Origin of the sequence: Paenibacillus motobuensis (genome assembly GCF_039521865.1) — a bacterium.
Lineage (GTDB): Bacteria > Bacillota > Bacilli > Paenibacillales > Paenibacillaceae > Fontibacillus > Fontibacillus motobuensis.
In genome coordinates this window covers 524047-547055 of record NZ_BAAACX010000007.1, presented here as the reverse complement: position 1 = coordinate 547055, position 23009 = coordinate 524047, and the positions used below count along the sequence as shown (strand labels likewise).

The 23009-nt window shown below is 39.8% G+C and carries 24 protein-coding genes and 1 pseudogene; 4 read left to right on the top strand and 21 right to left on the bottom strand.

The window, feature by feature from the left end; genetic code table 11:
* Positions 1 to 68: 68 nt before the first annotated feature.
* Both ABD014_RS07665 and ABD014_RS07655 read right to left on the bottom strand, forming a co-directional pair.
* Positions 69 to 434: a DUF4180 domain-containing protein gene (locus ABD014_RS07665; protein WP_343859457.1), complete on the bottom strand. Its 366-nt coding sequence runs from the start codon at positions 432 to 434 to the stop codon at positions 69 to 71.
* Positions 435 to 1295: 861 nt separating this feature from the next.
* Positions 1296 to 1517, bottom strand: a pseudogene (locus tag ABD014_RS07655) (isochorismatase family protein); the annotation flags it as partial.
* A 161-nt stretch (positions 1518 to 1678) separates the two neighbouring features.
* Between ABD014_RS07655 and ABD014_RS07650 the strand changes: the two are divergent.
* The 3 genes from ABD014_RS07650 (at position 1679) to ABD014_RS24820 (ending at position 5392) form a co-directional block, all read left to right on the top strand.
* Entirely contained in the window at positions 1679 to 3220 is a 1542-nt protein-coding gene (locus tag ABD014_RS07650; protein WP_343859455.1) for a hypothetical protein, read from the top strand.
* 26 nt (positions 3221 to 3246) lie between these two features.
* Positions 3247 to 5151 (top strand): TOMM precursor leader peptide-binding protein, encoded by a 1905-nt coding sequence (locus tag ABD014_RS07645; RefSeq protein ID WP_379338197.1) that lies wholly within the window; start codon positions 3247 to 3249, stop codon positions 5149 to 5151.
* Positions 5152 to 5263: 112 nt separating this feature from the next.
* Entirely contained in the window at positions 5264 to 5392 is a 129-nt protein-coding gene (locus ABD014_RS24820) for a YjcZ family sporulation protein (protein ID WP_379337991.1), read from the top strand.
* 198 nt (positions 5393 to 5590) lie between these two features.
* Here ABD014_RS24820 and ABD014_RS07640 read toward each other — a convergent pair whose 3' ends face one another.
* The 14 genes from ABD014_RS07640 to ABD014_RS07575 form a co-directional block, all read right to left on the bottom strand.
* Positions 5591 to 6580, bottom strand: coding sequence for a hypothetical protein (locus ABD014_RS07640; protein ID WP_343859449.1), 990 nt, complete (start codon positions 6578 to 6580; stop codon positions 5591 to 5593).
* A gap of 345 nt (positions 6581 to 6925) precedes the next feature.
* On the bottom strand, positions 6926 to 7399 hold the full coding sequence (locus tag ABD014_RS07635; protein ID WP_343859447.1) for a GNAT family N-acetyltransferase: 474 nt from the start codon (positions 7397 to 7399) through the stop codon (positions 6926 to 6928).
* Positions 7400 to 7726: 327 nt separating this feature from the next.
* A complete protein-coding gene (locus ABD014_RS07630; protein ID WP_343859445.1) occupies positions 7727 to 8266 on the bottom strand; it encodes a hypothetical protein in 540 nt (179 codons plus the stop codon).
* A gap of 59 nt (positions 8267 to 8325) precedes the next feature.
* A complete protein-coding gene (locus tag ABD014_RS07625; RefSeq protein ID WP_343859443.1) occupies positions 8326 to 8913 on the bottom strand; it encodes a hypothetical protein in 588 nt (195 codons plus the stop codon).
* 314 nt (positions 8914 to 9227) lie between these two features.
* Positions 9228 to 9962, bottom strand: coding sequence for a YfjL-like protein (locus ABD014_RS07620; RefSeq protein ID WP_343859441.1), 735 nt, complete (start codon positions 9960 to 9962; stop codon positions 9228 to 9230).
* An 854-nt stretch (positions 9963 to 10816) separates the two neighbouring features.
* Positions 10817 to 11755, bottom strand: a complete 939-nt coding sequence (locus ABD014_RS07615) for a phosphotransferase enzyme family protein (protein WP_343859439.1) — start codon at positions 11753 to 11755, stop codon at positions 10817 to 10819.
* A gap of 397 nt (positions 11756 to 12152) precedes the next feature.
* Entirely contained in the window at positions 12153 to 13481 is a 1329-nt protein-coding gene (locus ABD014_RS07610; protein WP_343859436.1) for a D-arabinono-1,4-lactone oxidase, read from the bottom strand.
* The gene (locus ABD014_RS07605; protein WP_343859747.1) at positions 13469 to 14614 is read right to left on the bottom strand and encodes an amino acid deaminase/aldolase; all 1146 of its coding nucleotides are present in this window, start codon (positions 14612 to 14614) and stop codon (positions 13469 to 13471) included. Before ABD014_RS07605 ends, ABD014_RS07610 begins: the two co-directional genes overlap by 13 nt.
* Positions 14615 to 14958: 344 nt before the next feature.
* Entirely contained in the window at positions 14959 to 15438 is a 480-nt protein-coding gene (locus ABD014_RS07600; RefSeq protein ID WP_343859433.1) for a hypothetical protein, read from the bottom strand.
* Between the two features lie 25 nt (positions 15439 to 15463).
* Entirely contained in the window at positions 15464 to 16621 is a 1158-nt protein-coding gene (locus ABD014_RS07595; RefSeq protein WP_343859431.1) for a phosphotransferase, read from the bottom strand.
* Positions 16622 to 16887: 266 nt separating this feature from the next.
* Positions 16888 to 17370 carry a GNAT family N-acetyltransferase gene (locus ABD014_RS07590; protein ID WP_343859428.1) on the bottom strand — a complete coding sequence of 161 codons (483 nt, stop codon included), beginning with the start codon at positions 17368 to 17370 and terminating at the stop codon, positions 16888 to 16890.
* Positions 17371 to 17583: 213 nt separating this feature from the next.
* Positions 17584 to 17922, bottom strand: coding sequence for a cupin domain-containing protein (locus ABD014_RS07585; RefSeq protein ID WP_343859426.1), 339 nt, complete (start codon positions 17920 to 17922; stop codon positions 17584 to 17586).
* 69 nt (positions 17923 to 17991) lie between these two features.
* Positions 17992 to 18501, bottom strand: coding sequence for a P-loop NTPase family protein (locus ABD014_RS07580; RefSeq protein ID WP_343859424.1), 510 nt, complete (start codon positions 18499 to 18501; stop codon positions 17992 to 17994).
* 330 nt (positions 18502 to 18831) lie between these two features.
* Positions 18832 to 18999 carry a hypothetical protein gene (locus tag ABD014_RS07575; RefSeq protein WP_343859421.1) on the bottom strand — a complete coding sequence of 56 codons (168 nt, stop codon included), beginning with the start codon at positions 18997 to 18999 and terminating at the stop codon, positions 18832 to 18834.
* A gap of 280 nt (positions 19000 to 19279) precedes the next feature.
* Here ABD014_RS07575 and ABD014_RS07570 point away from each other — a divergent pair, with 280 nt between their 5' ends.
* Positions 19280 to 19990 carry a CAP domain-containing protein gene (locus ABD014_RS07570; protein ID WP_343859419.1) on the top strand — a complete coding sequence of 237 codons (711 nt, stop codon included), beginning with the start codon at positions 19280 to 19282 and terminating at the stop codon, positions 19988 to 19990.
* Between the two features lie 199 nt (positions 19991 to 20189).
* Here ABD014_RS07570 and ABD014_RS07565 read toward each other — a convergent pair whose 3' ends face one another.
* From ABD014_RS07565 to ABD014_RS07545, 5 genes are all read right to left on the bottom strand, one after another.
* Positions 20190 to 20663, bottom strand: a complete 474-nt coding sequence (locus ABD014_RS07565; RefSeq protein WP_343859417.1) for a DUF4937 domain-containing protein — start codon at positions 20661 to 20663, stop codon at positions 20190 to 20192.
* 357 nt (positions 20664 to 21020) lie between these two features.
* Positions 21021 to 21806, bottom strand: a complete 786-nt coding sequence (locus tag ABD014_RS07560; protein ID WP_343859415.1) for a DUF695 domain-containing protein — start codon at positions 21804 to 21806, stop codon at positions 21021 to 21023.
* 14 nt (positions 21807 to 21820) lie between these two features.
* A complete protein-coding gene (locus tag ABD014_RS07555) occupies positions 21821 to 22069 on the bottom strand; it encodes a GNAT family N-acetyltransferase (RefSeq protein WP_343859744.1) in 249 nt (82 codons plus the stop codon).
* A gap of 38 nt (positions 22070 to 22107) precedes the next feature.
* Positions 22108 to 22350 (bottom strand): hypothetical protein, encoded by a 243-nt coding sequence (locus ABD014_RS07550; protein ID WP_343859412.1) that lies wholly within the window; start codon positions 22348 to 22350, stop codon positions 22108 to 22110.
* A gap of 75 nt (positions 22351 to 22425) precedes the next feature.
* Positions 22426 to 22743 (bottom strand): hypothetical protein, encoded by a 318-nt coding sequence (locus ABD014_RS07545; protein WP_343859410.1) that lies wholly within the window; start codon positions 22741 to 22743, stop codon positions 22426 to 22428.
* Positions 22744 to 23009: the final 266 nt, after the last annotated feature.

Sequence of the window (23009 nt, the reverse complement as noted above, 5' to 3'; positions counted from 1 at the left end):
AGCTCTTATCTTAGGCTAGGGTCATTTGTTGTTCGAGCTTCTTCTATGATTATACATCTGGGAGAATCCTATATCTGGCTTAATCTATCGACGGCCTGTTGTTCATCGGGTAAGAAAAATGTATTCTTTCCATGATTACTCTCATATATGAAATCCTTAAGGCTTTTGCTCGGATAGATTGTGAAGTCACCTACGACAGCAACTTTAGCTTGATAATTGATAAATTTCTGCAGAACTTCTCCTGCAAGACCCGTTTTTAAATCGAAAAATTTCTCATCAATTGCAGATTTGCTTAGAATAAATCGATCTGCTCCTGTTTGATAACTAATTGTAGCTATAAGATCCAAGGCTGATTGAGTATCATAAATCAAAATATCATTACTATCTACAATAGCAATTTCAATCCCGTTTTCGGTTATTTTTCTAATATTCATATCATTCTCCTTTCTGCTATTTCAAGAAGCTTGTATATTCCAACATCAAGTTCTTCCGCCCATCACTATAATGATATATATAGCTAGGTCTTTATTATGTGTTGTTCTTCATTCATATACTAAAACCCAATACTACCCACCAGTCTTTCCCTCTTCAACCACCTTATTCCATCCGATTTTCTCATAGAACATCAATGCTTTATGATTTTCAGATACTCACTTTAATCGAACCGGCTATTTCTTTTATTTTTTATTGTTAATAATTCGCTGGTAAGTCTTCAGGCTAATTGGGATATGTCCGATCGCTAATAACAAACTACTAAGAAATAATAAAGGAGAATGCAATACGAACGACGCACAAATGAAATATAAGATTGGACTAATAGCTAGAGGTATCGGAATTCCAATCATTGGTGAGAACAGCAGTTTGTAATCCCTGCCCCGCCTAAAGTATCGTATCCATCCAATATAATATAGCAGCAGAAAAATTGACATTCCAATTAGCGATAGAACTTCGTAATATTCTTCATGGTGTATTGATGAAAGAATAGGCAATATAAATACTCCGAGCCTTCCAATACCTTCAGAAATCTTAAAAAGCAAACTTTCTTTATCTTCCATAATACCAGGTAAATTTCTAGGCGGTAGTACGAAAAAAAATAGATTAGGTAATAATACTGCAATTGGGATGATTATACTGATAAAATGAAACAAGCCAATCTTGCCTCCCTTTTATTTATAGATATTTCCGTATTTATGACACGAGCCGGCTTATGATAGCAGTATCATAGGCCGGCTCGTGTCATCTAAACCATCTTCCATTATTATACATCCCATAACGTAGAGACGATAGTTCATATCTCACTTATTCAACAAATATTTAATTACTGGATATGAAATGATATTTCGATCTCTGTACGTTGAGGTTATTACATCATGATGTGTGCTTAATATTCCATTCTGCAGAATCACAGTGTTAAACCCTCTTTCAAGAGCTCCGTTATAGGTAAACAAGACACAATGCTCCGCTGCATTTCCTGCGATGATTAAAAATCCATTGCCTTGATCTCTTAGAACCTGTTCTAGCTCTGTCTTCCTGGGCTTTTTATATTAGCACTACATGTCATAGAAAAACAGCAGGCCACATATCTTTAGAATGAATTTTGTCGTTCGTTAGAATCAAGGTTTTGACCAGCTTGAATAGTCAGTTATGCTTCACAAAGCCTCGGAAGGAGTTGTGCAGGATGTCTCTTCAGGAGGAAGGTACGCTTGCGATCGGTTCCGGCCAAATCTTGCTCTCGCTCGCTGAGTCATGGTATGAATCCGGTTCGTCCAAACTCACGCTTTATATAACTAATAAGGGACCAACAGACATGGGAAAACTCATGGAACTTTGCGAACAGACTCTAAGTAGTGAGACCGAGACCACGTTATATATGATTGCTGCAGAAGAAGATGAGGTGCTGGATTGGAGGTCGATCGTTCGGCCCTTTCAATTTATTTGGTATGTTTCGGAGCATGGCGAATTGGAGGAGCTTCAGAGTGTTCAGCATGCTTGTATAGCAGAAAGGAAACAGATGCTCCCTGCCATCGCGATAAGAGAAATAGGAATGGCAGGGCCGCTGCTGCATCCTGACGGGGACGGACACTGGGAGTCAGCATGGCTGAGAATTCATTCGTCCGTTTTTCCCGAGAAACAAACACAGGAGGTCTTATCCACTGCTGCCGCAGGCATCTTATCGAGTCTTATTATCCATGAATGGCATAAAGCGATTAAGGGTGAGCATGAATTGGACCATAGGAATCAATGCTTTATCCTTGACCCCATCATGTTAACCGGAAGCTGGCATTCTTTTCTGCCTCATCCTTTAGTATCTGAGTATGACGAGGCACGTCGGGTGGAAAATATGGAGCTTAAACTAAAAATAAATCATGAGCAGGTAAGTCCGGAGGTATGGTTTACTGCCTTCAACCAACTGACTTCGACGGTAACAGGCATTTTTCATGCATGGGAAGAAGCCGACCTAATCCAGCTTCCGCTGGCACAGTGTCTTGTTCAGCCTGCAGACCCCTTGTCAAAAGAACCTGTACATCTTTTGCCAACCATTATCCGAAGTGGACTAACGCATGTAGAGGCTCGGCGAGAGTCAGGATTGGCAGGGCTAGAAGCCTATGTGGCCCGCATAATCCCGCTGCTGTTTGCTGGCTTACCTCCACATCAGCAGGAAGGAATCAGCATAGGAGCAGGGTGCGATATAACTGAAGCCGTTGGGCGAGGAGTTAGAGCTTGTTTAACTAAAGAGTTAGGCAAGCGGAGTTTGTCTGATGAGCCTACTGTTGTTCAGCCTATAGCGTGTCCGCAAATTGAAGACGTCCGTTGCCTGTATTATTTACAAGCTTTAACCACCTTAGAGGGGGAATGTCTTATTGCAGTAGGTGAGCCATTGCTCGGTTTTCCGACAGTGTGGGTCTATTCCGATTCCTCGTGGTATGGCAGCGTAGATCTTAGTTTCACGCTTGCCCTTCGTCAATCCCTGCAGAAAGCTTTGAGTAAGACCGAGCGAACTGCGGCTTCCCCTATCCTTCGTAAGGACCATGAAGTGCAAAACCTTACAATTTCTGATGGCGAACCTCTAAGCTACAGCTCTTTGATGTTATCAGCCATTGAGACTCTGAAGCAGCGCGATAAGCATCTTGAGGTGTTTGAATTGAACAGCAACTCTTTATGGGGCAAAGGGCCGTTTGTGGCATATGGAGTAGTTCTCGGAGAGGAGGAATCCCCTTGAATTCTATCGCTATTATTGGGGAGGGAATGCTTGCCGACGCCGTGTACAAGCGTCTGTCCAGGCTCTTTCCTGTCCGAAGAAAGAACCTTAGTGAAGATATACCCGCTGTAGACTTGGTATTGGTGCTGAAGGATGAGGAAGACTCCTCCTATTTTTATGAAGCTGAACAGATGCTGCGACTACATGGTATTCCTTGGTTATGTGCCTATGTATCCTTGGGAGAAGGGATCATTGGGCCGCTCATTGTTCCGGGAACGACCGGATGCTTCATATGTGCAGAAGCACGGTTATCTTTGGCGGGGAGCAATCGCAATGAAGTCAAGGATTTGCTTATGAAGCTCATGTCTGATGATTATATTCCTCATCATACTGCTGAAATATCTCCCACGGGAGCTAGTTATATGGCGCATATTATCTCAGCGGAAACGGATAAGGTGCTGCGGGGCGAAAGAGCGAATACGGAAGAACATCTCTATTTAATCAACTTGAATAATATGAGCAGCACAATCCATTATGTCATGCCACTAGGGACTTGCTCGGTTTGCGGGCAATTGCCTGATGATTCGGCGGAATTAGCGGAGATATCACTACAGAAGTGCCTTAAACGGGGCAACAGCTACCGCAGCCGCGGGGTGAGTGATTTGAAGATGGTTCTGCTCAGAGATTATTGGGATAGTCGTACCGGCATCTTTAATGATAAGAAGTGGGGTCTCGACTCTGTCTTTGCCAGTGCCGGTATAAACCTTCCTTTAGGTTTTTATGATGAGATCACGGGGGGCCGTTCACACTCCTATGCGGAGAGCGAGCTCGCAGGGATATTAGAAGGGCTGGAACGTTTTTGCGGTGTGACTCCACGCGGCAAACGAACGATCATGCGGGGCAGCTATTCCCAGTTTAAAGCTACTGCGCTAGATCCATCTACGGTAGGGCTTCATGCAGAGGAGCAATACGAACAATCTGATTTCCCCTTCATCCCGTATAATCCTGATTCTCCAATGGAATGGGTCTGGGGATATTCATTTCTACAGGCACGTCCGATTCTGGTTCCCAAACTGTTGGCTTATTATAGCCTGGGAGGAGAAGAGGGCTTTGTATATGAAACCTCCAACGGGAGCGCGGTAGGAGGAAGCTTAGAGGAGGCCATTTTGTACGGGATTTTCGAGGTGGTTGAGCGAGATTCCTTTTTGTTGACCTGGTATGCAAGGCTACAGGTTCCGCGACTTGACTATAGTTCATCAGGTGATTCGGAGCTGATTCTGATGATTGGGCGTTTAACAGCGGTTACGGGTTATGAAGTAAGGTTATACAATACCACGATGGAAAACGGAATCCCCAGCATATGGGCATTGGCAAAAGGAGGAGCGCAAGACAGCATCAACCTCATCTGTGCTGCTGGAGCTCATCTCGATCCGGTTCGGGCGGCCAAGAGCGCCATACATGAGCTGGCGGGCATGATCCCGACGGCTGAGAGGAGATTGAAGGAACGAAGGCTAGAAGCCGAAGCTATGCTTGATGACTCGTTCCTTGTACAGAATATGGAAGATCATTCCTTGCTCTATAGCCTGCCACAGGCAGAGGAACGGCTTCACTTCTTATTTGACGAAAGGAACCCTGTCCGTACTTTTGCAGAAGAGTTTCATTCACTGACGTGGCAAGAAGATTTAACAGAGGATTTAAAACAAATTCTTCAAGTTTTCCGCAGTCTTCAGATGGACGTCATTGTAGTTGACCAGTCATCAAGTGAGACACTTCGCAACGGACTGCGTTGTGTGAAGGTGCTCATACCAGGAATGTTACCCATGACATTTGGACATCATCTTACCCGGCTCAGTGGCCTGAATAGGGTACTGAGTGTACCGATGAAGCTAGGTTATTCAAATCATAGGCTGACTCCGCAGGAGCTTAATCCTTATCCGCATCCATTTCCGTAGACGAGGGCAATATGCTTAAGGCAATTCGCTTATTTTTTGTGATAAGAGTCCAATCCACCAGTCGTTTACATTCATACAATTTAGCATATACAGCGGAGGGAGGAATGTCGCGATGGGAGAACTGGGTGGAATAGGAAGCTGTAGCTGTAGTTGTAGCTGTGGTGGCTTGTTTACAAATACAGGTGTAATCCTCGTATTATTCATTCTGTTGGTTATTATTACTCGTACATTTTTTATTTGAAATTTGCAGCATACAGACTATCGAGTCCTAAGTTGAGGTATGAAAAAGACAACATCAGTAGCCCTTGTCATGTCCTAGGTAGTCGTTCTCGGATTTTTTATCTAGTCTGTTAAAGCTTAAGTGGAGATACCGCTTGAGCTTATTTTTTTAAAATAAGCAGAAGCCTCCTGTGATTTCTTATAACCATGTCCGCTTAAGTTACGCTTTCTTCAATGAAAACAGATTATAGATTGTATCAATTTCATGGGATTCTTCCAAAACCCACGAGGTTTGGGCTAAAATTCGCTGCAACCCTTCCAGCCCAAGATATCGGATTTGCACACCAATAAACTCTGTAAACCCCAGGTATCCCTTATTTACCTGCTCCCGATCGAAAATCAAGGAACCTGTGACCCGGGCATCCGCCGGGGAGTTGGTAAAGAAATTGTTTAAATTTCTAATAATATCCGAATCCGAGCCGTACTCAAAAAGCCCACCCTCCGATGAACAAAGCTGAATCCAGTCGGATCGTTCCAAACTCATCTTTAGTAAAGCCTCCGATTGGCTCCAGTCATAATGAATGAAATTGAGGGTAATGTCTAAGCCATGGAATCTTTGCCCCGGCTCCTTCAAAACATCGATGCACCGTTTAGCAAAATTGGGTCCATAGGTATCGATATCTAAAATGTTTATCTCAATCTTTCGTCCTTTTAGCAATTTCGGATCTGATTCTTGAATTAGAATTAGGGTATTGATACTGTCTGTAGCGGGTCCCCCGGCGATATTGAAGAAACAAAGATTTCGTCCAGGGAATTGTTTAAGCTGGGTCTGCACAAGTCTCGACTGGCTCCGACAAAGATCTCTTAGCCTGATCCGAAGTCCCATAAAAGAGGTTTGCTTCACCGCCCACTTGTCTCGGAAACCTAATTTAATCCCCCGGCTTAAGTGGGGGCCAAGTTTGTACAACAAGGTACGCATGCCACTAAGATACGAATTATCAACATTCGACATTTTCACAAAGATGCTCTGAATGAAGCCAGGCATCTTCTTTAAAGAGTCAATACTTCGGGCTGACTTGAGGCAACTCAAATGATATGCCTGTTCATCAATACTTGCGTTGAATAGGGGATGAGTAATATCCAATATCGGAAATCGAATATCATTCTCGCAAACCGCATAGGGAATTGGCTGATCTTGATTAGCATTCATAATTTTTAACTCCACCTCACTTGGACGATGATTCTTATTTAATTAAAAAATCAAAGCGAGCGTAATTAATTTACCGGAATACTGCACAATTATCATGAAGGTCTTTTGATGCCCATTGTGTATTTAAAAAGCTACTGAGTTCATTGATCAATTTCTATGATTTAATCATTCTATAGCGTAAGATCGGGTCACCACACTCTTCATACTCTCCGGTTTCTTCAAATCCACAACTCTTATAGACTGCATTTGCTACGATATTACTAGGAACATGTGATACTCTTTGCATGCATTAATGAATCTGAGTTTGATACAACTAAACTCATCTGGTCTTCTTTAAGAGTTATGCTAAATCATACGTTTATTATAAAATACAATGGTCATTTTATCGTTAATTCGCTTTATTTCTCCCGTTTTTTTATAACCTAACTTTTCATAAAGATAACAATTACCCTGCTCTTGCAATATTGTATCCAACTCCCAATTTCTCGCATCGATATACATATTTTCGATAATCGAAAATACTTTTTGGGCAATTCCTTTGCCTCGATATTCAGGTAAAATAAATATAGGGCTGACTCGATAGGTCTTATTCTCATACTTTACAATTCTAATTGCACCTACGGGATTATTAGATATTTTTATAATGTAATAATCCGTAAATGATTGATTTAATCGATCTATTATTCGTTCTACAGATTCATTAGCAGGGCTGGTGTCATAATCCTGATATTTTTCTAACAGCGGCATAAAAGCTTTGATTTGCATCTCGTGAATAATCGATGCTTCATTAAGACCTGATTTGAATAATGAGATATCCATTTTATTCCCCCCTATACAAACTTATGACTTCTGGTAGACCAACCTAATTATTAAAAATTATGATTTTTACTCCATTTTCTGCTAACGTTTTGTATCTAAGTGCCCTAAGGCTTAAGGCGATAGCACCAGGTCCGATGGACTTCACCTCGTAGAATTCCTCAGTAACACTCCCTCTTTCCACTCTATTAAAGCCCAATCATAATCTACTAGCTTTTGGCTTGTATCAAGATATATAATCGGCTACTAGCACGACACCACGCAACTCTCAGCGATTACTTTTTCTTTTGAAGCTATATCTGAACCTCTCCTAGTATCCTCAAATTCAATTTAATAATTCCTATATACTTCTTTTCCTTTTTTATTTATACCTATAACTTGTGGATCACCATTAACCGGATTATCAGAAATTGAGAACCATTTTCTTCCTCGCTTAGTATCAATTATAGTAGCTGACTTTATTTTTGTATCTTTAAACTGTACATTAAGTTTTTCAATTTCATTTAAATTTACAGAACCAAATGCAATGGATACAAAGCTACTTACCTCCCCATGATGCTCAACTGGTAAATTTGCAATTGCTAATGATACTGGAACATTAATTCCAGAAACTTGTCCGCTGCCAGATCCCATTATCCATTTGTATCCCAACCAATTTTTCTTTAATAATCCAACACTAAACACTTCATTTTCATCGGTATCATATAGAATTAAAATTCGATTTTTGACTTTGCTTGTTTGATAGATTTCATCATACTGAATATTGGCTTTATTAGCAGCCTCTTCAATTGTTGAAGTGTAATTATTCTTATAGAAATAAGAAAAATACATTAGCACAATAACAAGAAAGATTAGTATTGTTTTCTTCAATTTATATCTCTCCGTATTAGATTAAGTCGTTTGCCTACTTGAAATATCCAAAATTATTATTAAAGGAATGCAAATTCATAATCTGCAATCAGCAAGAAACTTAGGTTGTCTAGTTTATCAAAATTCATGGAGAATATAATTATATTTTTTTTCTCTTTCATCTTTTCTAATGAAGACATTATGTTATATTGACCATTATCTGTAATTTCTAGGAAGTAAGTTATTGACTTCGTACCGTATGGCGAAGAAATATTACCATGGTCACTATAATGCTTGATTACATCCTCAAATCCACTACCATAACCGATTTCCCTTATAGTTTTAAATTCTCTAAGATTGATTGTATTATCATCAATTATTATGCCATTTACTTTATTGTCTTTATAATGAATCTTTACTCCGTCATACTCAAAGATATCCTTATAATCAATAGTATCAATATAATTTCCTAATTTCTGTTCGACATCTTCTCGATTATCTCCGATTCCTATTATTATATCTTTGCTTTTATTTTGAAGTTGCAAATCACTTTTCATTAACTGACCAGGTGCAACATTCGATTTCGTAGTTACATCACTTGTTATTTCAGAACTATTAAAAATGTTAAATAAAAATACTAGGATAAAAAATATACTTTTCATTGTCATCTATCCTTCCTCTTTAAGAGAATTTGCAAGTATTTCACTGGTTCAGGAACATCCGCTGATTCATCTTCTCTGAAAATATTTCTTAGGACCAAGGGCGACGTTATCAGAAATTACCCTCAATATATATTATTATCTGGTTCTCTTGAAATTAGAGGTCATCAGAGGTACACCCGGAAATAAGTTCCACATAATGTTCTTGTATTCACGAAACGACCCAGCCTTAGATAGCTCTATTATCTTAGGCCGGGTCGTTGTTGACTGTGCTTCTTCCATGATTATACATCTATGAATTCTAACATGTCATTCTTCACTCGTTACCAACTCTTTATCTCTTTTTTCAATTCCTCAATTGAATGGAAGGTTTTCAGTTTATCATGTTCAATATGAAGAATAGCAGTCTTCGACATCTCCTCTTCCTGTTCCCCACGATCATCAGCTGCCCTTACGAATACATCCATGGATTGGGAGGTTTTCACCATATCATTAATTACCTGACGCAATTGTTCCAACAGATGATCACCGATATCAATCGTCTTCAATCGTATAGACAATTCTGGAACATCCTTAGGTATTGCTGGAATAAGAACTCCATTTTGATCCTTATCACCGTTAAGTCCTCTTTCAAGCGATAACGTGTAATAGGTGTATTCAATCTGAATCGTATCGATATCCTGAAGACTGAATAGATCAGGATACTTTTTTTGAAGACTATCCCTAATATGTGCAGACCAATATACTAGCGTATAATTATCTTGTAATCGCTTCCCAACATAATTGCCCTTGTTGTCGAAGTCCCCATCATCATCTACACGAATAATGGCTTTGTTCGTATCCTGCACATTATATACTTTAGCTGTATATATTTTGAATTTATAATTATAAGAACTCCCCGCTGCAGCTACATCCATATTGTATTTTTGTTTCATATACTCGATTGCTTTCCGCTTTACTTCAGCATGCTTCCACGGCAATCCTTCTATTTCAACATAGAGGTAATACACAAAGGACACAAGCAAGACAGCGACCACAATAGAGATTGTTCTCTTCATATAGCTCCCCTCCACCCGAACTGCTTTCCTCATCCAACCTCATCATAGGAACATAATTCCGCCGCTTGCCACCTTTACCATTTTAAGTAATCCTAACTCTGGCCGGACCGAAGGCAGAATGTCCGACGTAAAGCGCCTTCTTCAAAATACTTATATCTATCGTTTTCTTTGTCCAACTCGATTTTATTCATTAACATTTAAATCATTACATATTTCTACTAGAACATGGGGAAGAAAATCCAGTTTACTTCTCGGGTCGTTTTTTCAAGAATATTCATCCAGCGACAAACTGTAACCTTCCTGGTGCAGTGATAAATTTACTCATATTTTTAATGCTGGTTCGTGTTTAGAAACACATCTTAGATACGCTAGATATCGTGTTATACGATGTAAATACCATCTTTGAATTAGTCCTGAACTTCTAGTTTTATTGTTTTTGTATAACTTTCTATCACGTTCCAGCTTCTATATTGAATTAATCTAATAATATTTACAGTAATTGAGTAAAGGATTCCCACTCCAAGTAATATAAATATTGTTGCATTTGGACTCTCTAATAAAAAATAGTTTGAGAAATTCACTAGTATAAGAACTAGCCAAATTACTCCTAATAATAAATATATATATCTTCTAATATTAGATTTCTTAATCTTATTAGAAAGGAATGTGTAGCAATCTTTACAAATTACCGTTTTTCTTTTACCTACTAAAAGTAGACAATCTTCACAATAATCTTTACTGCAAAATGGACAACTTTTGGCATTTGGTTTTTCAGCATGCTTATAGCACACTTGCATTGTTTCAGCTCCTCTTCCATATGTATTGTATAAAGCTGATGATCATATGACTTCCTGTTATACTAACGAAATTCCCAAATAAGTTTTCTGGTTAATTATTGTCCGTTCCATTTCTTCTAAATACATAAGCTGTTGTCTATTCAACTGCTCTTTTTGTAAGAATTGATTATGATAAACAAATGAATACAGATGCCTAAAGTTAATAAAAAAATCTACGTGTTTCAATATTCCATTTACTGAATTACCCATTGAATATCCTTCAATAAATGAATTGAAAAATATAGACGCAAACTGATCCCGCTGGGCTCTATCTTTAATCGTTTGCGAAGCATGATATATAGCAATTGCAATATCATATGCAAACCAATTAAATTCACTATCTCCAAAATCAATATAGGTGATTTCGCCTTCATCACATAGAAAATTATGGTGATTTAGGTCGCCGTGTATGATTCCATATAATTCTTTAGAATTGCTCATTGATTTGATATCTTCAAGACATTGCTCCCATTTCTCTTTAATCTTACAATCAAATGAATTCATATTCATCTGATAAATCTTATGCTCATTCCATTCTGGCCGTTTGTACTTACTTTTGTATATTTTGGATAAGGAATGCATTGTCCCCATCCCCTTACCCCATTGCTTGAATAACTTTTCGTTCCAGTCTTCACCATTAATATCAATATGAGTTCCCTTAACTTTCTCGTAAGCAACAAAAAATAGATTATCCGTCAAATTATTGATATATGATCCTCTATTTGTTATAGGAATCGTTACTTTTATTCCATTCTCTTTAAGAAATTGAGTCCATTCGATTTCAGACAAAATTTCCTCCTCAGTATTAAACTCTTTACTAAAAATCTTAACAACTATCGGTACTTCGGAAGATATTTCGTAGACGTTATTAGAGTATCCACCGAGTAAATGAATATCTGTTCCCTGATAGTCTAATAAATCAAGAATTTGATTTATTACAGATTTATCAACCTTCATTGATCTCCCCCCAATTGTCATTGCATATCATTTCAGCTAACGTATTGTATCCACGAAACGCCCCAGCCTTAGATAGCTCTTATCTTAGGCTGGGGCGTTTGTGGACTGAGCTTCTTCCATGATTATACATCTAGACAGCCAAGGGGCGATAGCCCTGCAGCGTGAAGTCATTGCATTCTGAAGCCGCTTCTAAATGTCCTTGTATGTATTTCAATACTTCTTTATTATTCTTTACTATAATTCTCTTCTCTACATAAATATCAGTTAATTTAAGAATATCTTTTAAATTCTTTTTATCAAAGTCCTTATTCCATATAATCATTTGGTACAAATTCTTAAGTGTTGTCGTTGCCAGATATGTTTAAGAGCTTCACAGTAGCCTGCCCAGCTAGCGCGCCTACTCGCTCTGTTGCAGCATTTCTGTCAAGTAAGGGTTCAAGAATACGCCCGAAGGATCAAGCTCTTGACGAAGGCGAAGAAATGCATCCCACTTCAGATATACCGTACGCAGCTGCTCCGCCCGCATCGTGTGCATCTTGCCCCAGTGCGGTCTCCCGCCATTCTGTCTACATATCTCCTCAACTTTGGCAAAATAGTCGGCATACTCCATCCCACGGTACATATGTACAGCGATATAGCCAGAATCACGTCCATTCGCCGGACTGAGCCATATATCGTCTCCCTGGACATAACGGCATTCGATTGGAAAATGAACAGCAAATTGGTAGCGATCAACTGCATCGCGTATTTCCTCAAGTACAGTTCGCATGCGGTCTGTGGGTACGCTGTACTCCATTTCATTAAATCGTACGAGCCGTGGCGTCGCGAAAATACGGTGACTATCCCCCACTTCCTGCACATCCGGTACGGCTGTTGCTGATAATCGGCTTATTGGCTTACAAAGGCGCGGAATGAAACGGCAGCACTCTGACAATAACCAGAATAGCGCATTCTCCATCAGCATGACTTTCCAGTAACTCCAACGGCTTGGCGTTCCGGGGACCTCATCCGTCTTATTGGTCAGTTTTACTTGAACGATATCCGTATAAGGGAACCAATAAAATTCGAAATGACGGTTTTCCTTATTGAATAGATCGAGCTGATCAAGGCATTGGGAGAATGGCATTTTGCTGCTTGTATAGCGAAGAGCGTACGAAGGTTCAACACGAAGCTTCACCTTTACGATAATCCCGAACATCCCTAGTGACACCTGCATCGCCCGAAAAAGTTCTTCATCCTGCCGGGCCGAACATTCGAAGATTTCCCCTGACGCTGTCACTACCGTCAAACCCACCGCTTGCGTTGCGAGGCTCCCGAGCCGCTCCCCTGTCCCATGTGTACCTGTACTGATCGCTCCTGCAATGGATTGTGCATTAATATCGCCCAGATTCTCTTGCGCGACCCCATAGGCATGCAATTCTTTCCCGAGCCGGTCCAGCTTTGTTCCACCCCACACTTCGGCAATCCCCTTCTCCGAATCAACAGCAATCACACCCTGCAATTGATCCAAGGAGACCAACACATCATCCGTCTGGACAAGCCTTGTAAATGAATGTCCGGATCCGACAACACGTAGCTTCCGTCCTTCGGCGGTACATTCCTTAACAATCCTGACCACCTCATCTATGCTGACTGGATATACAATGCTTCTCGGCAATCCACGTACGAGTCCTGACCAATTGTGCCATACTTTCGTATTGCGCTCCTTCAAATTTACAGAAAGCATAGTCCGTCCCCCCGATATGTCGTTGTCTTGCCAACGATACTGCCATTTGAAATGTAGTAGAGATGTGCGAATCGTTCACATAACTCTCCTGCTTTGCTATGACGCATGAAGATCGGATCTCCGAGTTTCAGCTCCTCTAGCCCGTTGTAGCGGATCGGCGTCTGGACTTCGCCCGCCCCTTCCATCGCAAGAAGTGCCGTTCCTTGCGGCAGGTATGGACGCGGCAGTTTGTCGCTGCCTGCAGCGCCCGAAGCTGTGTATCCACCGCCTAAGCAAGTGTAGAGATCGCCGCGGGGCTGACGCACGATCTCTATTGCATACCCTGCGGCGGGCAGCAAAGTGAAGTCCCGGTAGTGGTCAAACAGACCGGGCGAATAGAATCCCGAGCCGGCTGTAACCTCAGTGACGGCCGGCTCCACGCTGCTTGTATGCAAGCTGCCCGTGCCGCCTGCATTCACGAACCGCAGCGGAGGAATACCCAGGCGCTCGATCGCCGCGACCAGTTCGGCCCTCCGGGCAGCGGCTTCACGGATTGAGCGGCGCTTGAGCAGCCGGACGATTGCGTTCTTCATCGTCTGCCCAGGCACGTGGTCGCCTAATCCTGCAACCTGCGCTTCGTAGCCCATGAGCCCGTCGAGCATAACGTGCTTTGACTGCGCGATGCGCTCGATGAGGCCGAGCGCCGCTGCTGTAGAGCGTATAGGCGAGCGCCATACGCCGAAATGAAGCCCCGGGACATCGATCGACATATCGATGTCCACACAGAGCGGCAGCCTCACACCGTATTTGGCGGCTGCCGTTTCCGCCTGCTCGACATGCGTCTCGCAGTCGACCATCAGCGTGATACTGCGCCCTTCACGCTGATGCATGGCGATGGACCCAAGCAGTCGTGCGTCCATCGCAGGGTAACCTAGCAGCAAGTCGGTGAATCCTTGCTGCGCGAGATATAGTGCTTCGGGCACCGTGAAGCACATGATCCCTTGAAACTGCGCATTTGCCTCCAAGATGCGCCGAAGCACATCAACAGAGCGGATCGATTTGCTCGCAATGCGGACTTTTTTTCCATTCGCAAGGTGAAGAACGCTCTGAATATTCTGCTGTAACAGATCCAGATCAACGAAGGCAAAGGGCATCGGAAGCCCAGTGCAGACTTCTTTATAGTAACAATAATCACGCACTTAACCAGGCCTCCTTTGTCTGGAAGATACAAGATTTCTTGTATTATTATTATTCTAACAACAGAGAGATAGCCCATTTTTATTAGGTATTTTCTCTACAAATGATCTTAAATCAGGAGAGCGTAAATATTTTATGTAAATAGATAAATAACAAAAGAAGACCTTTTCTTGTAAAACCATAATTTACAGAAAAGAGGTCTTCCTTATTCGTAAATATGTATTAGCAGATGTCACGCATTCTTTCGTTAAATTTCTTTAGTTCCAATGATCATCTTTACACGTTCTTGTTCTACGAAGTACTACTGGATAAAAATTATTTGACTTGATCTAATTACATTTATTGTATTTTTATCTTCATAATTTCGTTTTCCATTTACGATTGATATATATAAGCCAAATTCTTTATTAAAGATAGAGTCTGAATCTTCCTTGTTTTTTGATAACTTCAAAGTGTAAACATTACCTTTGAATGTTTTGAAATCCCACATTACCCCTGTCGTATTGCCGATAGCTACTACGTCTGAAATTTTTGAAAGAGAATACTTCTCTTTTGATTTAGCTACCTCGCCTAAATAATATTCATCTTGCATCTGTTTAAATAGTAAAACAGTCTCTTGATTTTCTAGATCTATCTCCAAAATGGATCCCTTAAATGAATTCTCTTCAATATAATTTTTTAATGATTCATCTTTTGTTTCAAACAGTATCAGATTTGAAGCACCTGACTTACAGCCAGATACAAAAATGAATACTACGATTAATAAAATGAATTTCTTCATTAAATTATCCCGCCCTTTTCGCATTTCATATGGCACTTAATGCTCTCTTAAGAGAATCCGCCTCTTCAATCAATTTTTTGTGTATCTTAATAATGCTATCTAGCTGGTTAAGTTTTTCCCTAAGCTTAGTATTGTTTGGTTCTTCCTCTAATTTAGAAAGGATCGAAAAGAATTGTGGGACCTCCCAAACACTTCTTAGAGCAGTACTTAAACAGAATCCATACTGGGCCATTCTTGCGTCTCCCTGCCACCCCATTTCTCGCAATCCTTCTATGTATGAAGTAAATAAAGAGTTCTGATACAGTTGATACTGACTAGGTGGAATAATTCCCAGGCTCATATTCACCCCAAATAATTTACCCAAATCTTCGCCAATACCAGAGATACTCATGAACTGCCAGTCGATTAGCACGAGATGGCTTTCACTCGATTCTTTCGGGACGAGCAACATATTCATCTGACTTAAATCTTGATGTGCCAGTACGCGTGGCAACTGTTGGAGCGAGTCTAATGATGAGTCAATATTTTTGAGCACCTCTTGATACCAAGTCCACGTACTCTGAAAATTGTCTATTGGTATCCGACTTACATACGCCTCCATATTTGGAGCATACTTGCGACATGCTGTTGTCCATGACTTGAGCCATTCTCTGCATATCCACTCATGTTCAGGTAACTTTTTTGCTCCTTCTAAATAAGCCCCGTTAAACCTGCCTAATTGCCGGGCGATATATGAAAATTGCTCAATTGTATACGGATAGTCGCCCTCAACATATTCCATCCAGAGCCAAATAGTACCATCTTGTTGTTCTTCAACCAAGTAGCTTTTTGTATTACAAATAGAATTGGGGAGTTCCTTTAAAACTCCTGACTCAAATACAAGTGCTTCACGTCGCCAATAGTTGTGATGTACAAAGTTATCTTTCTCCTCTGTGTCTGGTTTAATGATTTTTAAGATAACGTACCAAGGCTTCAATTCATCGTATAACTTCACTAGACCATGCAAACGTAATATAGCAGATGTTGTGAAATTCGGGGTTTTATAACCAATATCATCACAAGTTATTGATACAAGTTCAACAGTTTGATTTCCATAAATGGATTGAATGCAAGTTATGATCTGTTCAATCTTATTCTCTAAATTAATGGTAGAATTATTTATCAACATAATTTTTGAGTTCATTAAATCGGTCTCCTTGTTGAACTTTTCCTTGCTTGTATTGATTTCCGATAACGTTCTTGATTCACGAAACGCCCCAGCCTAAGATAAGAGCTATCTAAGGCTGAGGCGTTTGTTGTCTGAGCTCATTCCATAATTATACATCTGACAATCAAAGGGCGATAGTCCTGAAGGTGAATACGGTGTTAAAAGAAGTCGCATCCTCGCTTATAAGTTTGAAATTATCCACAGTGCGGATGTGTCTGCCTGTTTAGTTGCTTTGAAATTCCTCAGAAAAGTTCCTTACTCATATGTATTGTTATGAATTTCTTTGCATCTATACTTGTAACCTTCATATCGAAAGGTTTAAAGCCATACTTCGAATAGAAAGCTAATCCTCTTGAATTAGTGCTATGACAGGCTAATTTTATCCTCTCGATTCTTAAATTGTTCTTTGCTTTATCAAGCATTACATTTAAAAGATATTGAGCTGCCCCTTTACCCCTATATTTAGGCGAAACTATTACATTTCCGAGCCAAAAACTACTTTCTTCGGAGTCATCTTTATAAATATTAGCATATGCCACCACTTCTTTCGTTACATTATTGAGGATGACAGTTGGTTCAAATCTATCTTTTACTATATTTAAAATTTGGTCTGTTGTTAACGGATAAACAAACCTAGGACTAACATAAAATAATTCTTCTTCACATTGCGGAAACATACAAATTGTTTCCAGATCTCTACTCTCAAGACTTCTTTGAGAATACATAACTTCAACTCCCTTAGACGGTTTCGCATAATGTCTGTGCATTCACAACATGACCCAGCCTTAGATAGCTCTTATCTTAGGCTGGGTCATGTGTTGTCTGCTATTCTACCATGATTATTATCATCTGGACAACCGAGGGGCGATAGCCCCGATGCGTGAATATGGTGTTATCGGATTTCACCGCTTCATCGAGGAGCTATCCAAATGTCCTTGTCAGTCTACTGTAATCCTATCATTCCTTACATTTGGTAGTGATACCACTAGAAATTCTAATTCATTATCTGACTTATTAAATACTTGGTGTGGTACTGTTGGTAACACTTCAATTCCTTCATGTGCCATTAAAATATATTCTTTTCCGTCCACTTCAATTGTCATTTCTCCCGACAATATAAAGAAAAATTGCCTTGCTTTATAATGTAAATGTCTTACCTCTCTTGTACCCGTTGGCATTCGTTCATGAATAATACTTCTGTCTTCTTCATTTATGAGACGCCAGCCGTCACAATTATTACCCCAAATATAGTGTTCCACATTATTTTTACTTATCATTAATTCTTCGTTCTTGTATCTACGAGCCCGAGAGGTTTAAGACGTTAGAAGATGATCGCCTACTTCGAATTACTTGGAAAAGCTCTTAAAATAATTGTTTACTTCCTTGGGATTTCTGAAAATAACAATATCCTTACTTCCCTCGTGCTTCTCTAATACTTTAATTATTCTCATTCGTTGATTTTTCCTGAAATTCCATACGGACTTAATAAATTCATAATCGATACCTTCCGGACAATCCTTCCCCATGTATTCTGTGGTCTTACCATGATTCAAGATTCTCCTTTTTATTACCCGATAAAGACATAGATATCGTGAAAAATCAAAAAAGTAAACAGTATCTGCGAAAGATATTCTAAAATCTATTGTTCTTGAATAGTTCCCATCCATGATATAAGTTTCTTGAAGTAATAAATCCCTAAGAATTTCATCAAACTCCTGATTACTACAACTGATCCATCCTGGTTTCCAGTAAATTGAATCTAAATGAATTACAGGTATGTCTGATTCTTTGCTAAGTCTTGATGAAAAAGTTGACTTGCCAGATCCGGGACAACCAATGACTAACACTCTTTTCATTTTTCCCTCCAGAATAGCTTTCGAAAACTATTGCGACGATTTCATCTAACGTTGTTGTATTCATGAACCCTCCCCGACTTAAGGGCGTCAGGCCGGGAGCGACCACGCTTAGTCGGTGCAGGGTGTCCGCTGATATCCCACCTTCTCCGAAATACTCGGGCGTACCAAGGTCGGCGCCAGCCCGCCTCAATGTGAATGCCGATGTTAGGCGATGATATTGCTGCTTCGAATAGCTCACAAGTTCATTAATTTGTTATTATATATTTGATGTATAAGGTTTCTGCCATACTCTCTAACTCTTGGCGAGTTATTATGAGTTCCCAGTAACTGTCAGGGCGGCCAAACCATTCCCCAATCCACATTTGCGCCATTATTAGGTCCTCCAATTGAATCGTATTCCCAAACTAATCGTTCTTGAGGAGTTCCGGCATTTTCAATTAGAACTTTAACTTTTTCTTTTGTCTTAACATTTACTGCTTCAACTTTAAATGGTTTCATTTCAAGTTCGTACCCCAAAAATGCCACATATATTTATTAACTTTGTTTGCAATAAAATCAAGACCTAAGATTCGTTTGTTGTCTGAGCTTCCACCATGATTATACATCTGTCAACCAAGGAGCGATCGCCCCCCACCGTGAATATTTTGTTATGATGTCAGCGCCTTCTTCGAAATATCAACATCATCAGGAGAAAAACATATTGGGGAATAAGTGAATGACATACAGGAAAACCTAAATCCGGTAACTTCATTAACTAACGGATCTAGGAGGTTGGCAAATGGCAAAATTTTTCGTTTTAACAATATTATTATTGGTGGCAGGCTGTTCGTCCCATAACAATATGATGCAAAATCAAGTGACTCCTAAGCAAAAACAAATTTCAACTCATAATCATGCTGCTGTACCAAACTCTGTCCTCACACAGGCATCATCAACAGCAACATCTTGGCAAAAAAGATCATCTATTACAACAAAAGAAGCACAAAATGGAATTCCATCGGATTTGTTGGATCTGATTCGAACACCGGATGGAAATCCAGCAAACCAGGCACCTGTAGGAAATCCTGAAAATAAGGAGCCAACAGGACAAGTACAGGAAGGTAAAAAAGATACTACGGATAAATCCGATTTCGAGCAGCAGGTTCTGGATCTAGTCAATCAAGAAAGGGCTAAAACAGGATTAAGTTCCTTGAGTAGTAGTGAAGAATTGTCAAAAGTGGCTATGGTCAAGGCACAGGACATGTACAACAACAATTACTTTGATCATAATTCTCCAACACATGGATCCCCCTTCGATATGATGAAGGAATTCGGGATCACATACAATACCGCTGGAGAAAACATCGCAAAAGGGCAAACCACCCCTACCCAGGTTATGAAGGAGTGGATGAATAGCCCTGGCCACAAAGCAAATATACTGAATAATAGTTATACTCATATCGGTATTGCTTATTATAACAACACATGGGTCCAGGAATTTACTGGATAGCGCCTTTCATCTCCCTATTATAAAGTATCGAAAACCCGCAATTTATGTCGGGTTTTTGATACTTACAGATCCTGCATATTCCACCAGTTGTTTTGTGTCCTCGAACTGACTCGGATTGTCAATCTCATCCATCTTTATCTTATTTGCATTAATTTCACCTAACGTTTTTATGTTTATGAACCCGAGAGGCTTAAGGCTCCTAGATTCCCTTTACATTCCATACAGATTCTAGTTCAATGTTTAAAGTACAATTGTTCATATCATTAATCATAAACACTTCACCTTCTGAAACCACTGTTCCTATCTTGTACATCTGATAAAAAGCTTTGTTTTCCCTTATTTCAACAATTAGCCTATCTATAGATTCTAGATCAAAATGTTTTTTATTTTCTTCCAACTCTCCGAACCGAATCTCTAATGATTCATATGTCCCATATTGTTGAGTATGTTTAAATATTTCATCATGAATATCATCCATAAATTTGTTATAACTTTCCCTATCTCTCCATATTCCAAAAATGTGAGCCTTCAGAAAATTGTTTGTGCGTTCCCAACCCCCAAATTGTGCAACAAAGCCAGAAACATGAGAAAGTAATCCCCACCTAGATTGGCTGGTCGAAAAAACCTCTTCTTTTGCTTTTTCTACATTGCATTCTACCCATTTGAAATACATATGTCACCTCAAATAAACCTTGATCTGCAACTATTTCTTATAACGTAAATGTGTTCCTAAACCTGAGAGGCTTAAAGGAGCGTAGCGACTGGGTGGCTCTGCCACTTAGCCTCGAAGGGTTGTTGCCTAATTTCACTTCCTCGAAATGCTTCGTGCAAACCAAGGAGCGGACGCGACACAGCAGGAAAACGGTGTTATATGATGTGGGAAAGGGCGGCCGCGATCCGGTTAGGGAATTGGATGTGTCCGGCTGATTCTGCTTCCCTGCTGCTGCAATTACTTCTCCGAAACCTCTTCTAACTCCTGCCGGACCGAAGTGTGAACATGGTGTTGTTAGAAGTAACTGACTTCCTTGAATTACTCATTCTCTATTACTGGGCTTTCCCAGCCATCATAGTTTCCGCCAGCCTCTATTGCTTTCTTTATTAGTTCTGTTGTGATGTGATTTATCGTTTCAAATTCAACATTACTTGTGTGTGAAATCACTAATTGAAATGGGAAGTCTGATTCTTGTAACGTATCTTCCTCAACAATTCTGTACAGGTTTGAATCAAGCTTTCTTTTAAAGTCTTCCCTGCTCACATATTCAGGAAAATAGATCCAATGGTTTATTTCTCGTGGTATTTTGAGATTATCTTTATTAGCTTTTAGTTGTTCTACTACTTCTGAATCCATTTTCCACTGCTTCTCATAAACATCTGGATATAGAGAGTTTAAGTAAAATTTCCATTCAGGATCTTCCCCAATTAAGATTTCACATTTGAGTTTTCTATATTGCGAAAGAATTTTATTCAGTCTATTGAAAAGTAAATTTTCCTGCTTCGTATAATAGTAAAAAGACTTTGAGTCTGCATAAGTGATGGCACCTACAACAAAATCATGATCTGTCAATTGACTATCTATTTCATCTTCAACTTTACTTATAAGTTCAGAATCTAATTTCTTCGAAAAAAATTTCCTTGATTTCATATTTACTTGTATTAATGTTTTTGCACCATCGATTGGAACATTTTTAAGTATTCCTAGATCTACTCTCACTATTGTTTTGTCTTTTGATAGATATACATCCCAATGACCAGACATTTTAATTCTCCTTTGATATTTTGTATTTTCAACCATTTCTGATAGCGTTCTTGTATTCACGAAACGACCCAGCCTTAGATAACTCTTATCTTAGAAGATTCCAAAAAATTCTTGTTCTCCGGTACTATATACTCATACTGTATCATTCGCCCTTGCCTACCTCTATATTCTTCAATTCCTTCTCTACCTTTTTCTTCGTATCCGAGCTTCTCCAGCATTCTTCTTGATCCTATGTTATATTCGTTCGTTTCTGCATGGTAAGTCCTTATGCCCAGTTGTTTTGATCCGTACTCCATCATTTTCCTTGCCGATTCACAACCTATTCCCTTGCCCCAATAGTTGCTTTCACCTATTGCTATTCCTAATTCTGCTGCTGATCTTTAATGAAGGCCAAATCCGTATAACCTATTAATCTTTGGTCATATTCGATTCCTTTTCGTATAAAATCATCGGCCGACATATGGACACATGCTGCCCACCATTTATATAGTTCTTCCTCGCCCCTATTCTGTTCCCATCCATTTGCTGAACAAAAAAGCTCATTCCGACTCCAGCCTAAGACCGCTTCATAATCATCCAATGTGATGCTTCTTAGATTTATCAATGTAGCTATTCTCCTTTTACTTCTAATTTCTTCTAGTTAATATTCTTGCCCCAATTTTTGATAACGTTCTTGTATTCACGAACCCGAGAGCCTTAAGGCGCAAAGCGCCGGGTCCGGCGTACTTAGCCTCGCAGGGTTGTTCGCTGAATCCTCTTCATCGCTTGCCGCTTCTTGCGACCTAGGGCGAAGCCCGCAGCATAGATACTTGGTTACTGAAATATAATCTTGGTTTTTTAGCTGCTCTTGAATCCATGTCTGAAATTCTTTAATTAGTTCTCTCAGTTTTTCGATGTTTTTGTCATAGTCTGTAATAAATTGACCAAGGTATTTACCTGGTAAAACCTCAATATAACAACTTCCTTCAAGGTCTTTAGTCTCTCTTATTATCTCCATTGGCTTAATCCTCATTTATCAATTTCGTCGATTTCACCTAACGTCTTATCTACGAACTTCGTGAATTACTTCCATATTACGGGTATTCCCCTACTTCGTAAACACTCCTTTCATCAGGATTCCTTGGGTTTATACACTATTCTTACAAAAAAAGACCCGCAGATCACATTGTGACACCTGCAGGTCTCCGAAGCCTTTTATTCATATCCGACTTTCAAAACATATAATTACAAGCATGAAGCTCTTTATTGGATTTTATTTTTTGA